Source organism: Azospirillum sp. CT11-132, from assembly GCF_047302835.1.
In the GTDB taxonomy this organism is placed as follows: Bacteria; Pseudomonadota; Alphaproteobacteria; order Azospirillales; family Azospirillaceae; genus Azospirillum.
Genome location: NZ_JBGLZA010000001.1, coordinates 455,001 through 457,308, shown reverse-complemented (window position 1 = coordinate 457,308; position 2,308 = coordinate 455,001). Strand labels below are relative to the sequence as shown.

Genomic DNA, 2,308 nt, shown 5'->3' with positions numbered 1-2,308 from the left:
TGAAGATGCAAGCTTATGCTTCGTGATTGAGCGTCTCTTGAGGCTTGGTGACCTGGCGGCGACCTACTCTCCCACGTCTTAAGACGCAGTACCATTGGCGCGGAGGCTTTTCACGGCCGAGTTCGGGATGGGATCGGGTGTTTGACACCTCGCCATGACCACCAGGTCACCAAGGCTCAAGACCGACGCGTCTTCCGAAGCGCTAAGCTTGTTCAGTGCAAGTGAGGGAGGAGTATCGAACGGCTGTGCGTGCTGTCAAGGCTGCTGTTTTGAGCAGGCTTGCTGCTGCGCATGGCGCGGTTTGTGGGGGTGAGATCAAGCCGATCGAGCGATTAGTAAGGCTTAGCTTCGAGCATTGCTGCCCGTCCACATGCCTCCTATCGACGTGATGGTCTGTCACGGCTCTCAAGGGAGCTCTGGTTTAGAGGTGGGTTTCCCGCTTAGATGCTTTCAGCGGTTATCCCGTCCATACTTAGCTACCCGGCCATGCCACTGGCGTGACAACCGGTGCACCAGAGGTATGTCCATCCCGGTCCTCTCGTACTAGGGACAGATCCTCGCAAAACTCCGACACCCACGGCAGATAGGGACCGAACTGTCTCACGACGTTCTAAACCCAGCTCACGTACCACTTTAATCGGCGAACAGCCGAACCCTTGGGACCTGCTCCAGCCCCAGGATGTGATGAGCCGACATCGAGGTGCCAAACGACTCCGTCGATATGGACTCTTGGGAGTCATCAGCCTGTTATCCCCGGCGTACCTTTTATCCGTTGAGCGATGGCCCGTCCACGTGGAGCCACCGGATCACTATGGCCGACTTTCGTCTCTGCTCGACTTGTCAGTCTTGCAGTCAGGCGGGCTTATGCCATTGCACTCGACGAGCGATTTCCGACCGCTCTGAGCCCACCATCGCGCGCCTCCGTTACACTTTGGGAGGCGACCGCCCCAGTCAAACTACCCGCCATGCAGGGTCCCGGACCCGGGTAACGGGCCACGGTTAGATGCCAGAGACTTCAAGGGTGGTATTTCAAGGATGGCTCCACACGAGCTGGCGCCCATGCTTCCAAGCCTCCCACCTATCCTACACATGAAGTCCCTAGCACCACTGCAAAGCTGTAGTAAAGGTGCACGGGGTCTTTCCGTCTGACCGCGGGAACTCCGCATCTTCACGGAGAGTTCAATTTCGCTGAGTTGGTGTTGGAGACAGCGGGGAAGTCGTTACGCCATTCGTGCAGGTCGGAACTTACCCGACAAGGAATTTCGCTACCTTAGGACCGTTATAGTTACGGCCGCCGTTTACCGGGGCTTCAATTCAAGGCTTGCACCTCTCCTCTTAACCTTCCGGCACCGGGCAGGCGTCAGACCCTATACGTCGCCTTGTGTGGCTTCGCAGAGCCCTGTGTTTTTAGTAAACAGTCGCTACCCCCTGGTCTGTGCCCCCCGCCATGGCTTGCGCCACAACGGGGCCCTCTTCTTCCGAAGTTACGAGGGCAATTTGCCGAGTTCCTTCAACACCATTCTCTCAAGCGCCTGGGTATACTCTACCAGTCCACCTGTGTCGGTTTGGGGTACGGTCTATACGGCGGGGCTATTTCCTGGAACCGGTCCACAGCATGTCCAATCCGATAAGGACATACACGCTTTCCAATCCGTCACCTCCGCCAGGCCCACGAGTATTAACGTGGTTCCCATCGACTACGCCTTTCGGCCTCGCCTTAGGGGCCGGCTCACCCTGCGTGGATTAACCTTGCGCAGGAACCCTTGGACTTTCGGCGACAGTGTTTCTCACACTGTTTGTCGCTACTCATGTCAGCATTCTCACTTCCGATACCTCCAGGCGGCCTCACGGACACCCTTCGCAGGCTTACGGAACGCTCCGCTACCACGTGATCAAAGATCACATCCGCAGCTTCGGTACACGGCTTGAGCCCCGATACATTTTCGGCGCAGGCCGGCTTAACTAGACCAGTGAGCTATTACGCTTTCTTTAAAGGATGGCTGCTTCTAAGCCAACCTCCTGGTTGTCATGGCCTTCCCACATCCTTTCCCACTTAGCCGTGATTTGGGGACCTTAGCTGGCGGTCTGGGCTGTTTCCCTCTCGACGATGGACCTTAGCACCCACCGTCTGTCTGCCGGACTGCACTCTGCGGTATTCGGAGTTTGGTTAGGTTTGGTAAGGCTCGCGCCCCCCTAGCCCATCCAGTGCTCTACCCCCGCAGGTGATATCCGACGCGCTACCTAAATAGCTTTCGCGGAGAACCAGCTATTTCCTGATTTGATTGGCCTTTCACCCCTAGCCACAGGT

The 2,308-nt window shown here is 57.0% G+C and carries 2 rRNA genes (1 of these 2 running past the window's edge); both read right to left on the bottom strand.

From position 1 onward, the window contains the following. Window positions 1-50: 50 nt before the first annotated feature. Window positions 51-166, bottom strand: a 5S ribosomal RNA gene (rrf, locus tag ACCD06_RS01980). Between the two features lie 145 nt (window positions 167-311). Continuing rightward, window positions 312-2,308, bottom strand: a 23S ribosomal RNA gene (locus ACCD06_RS01975); it runs 748 nt beyond the window's last position.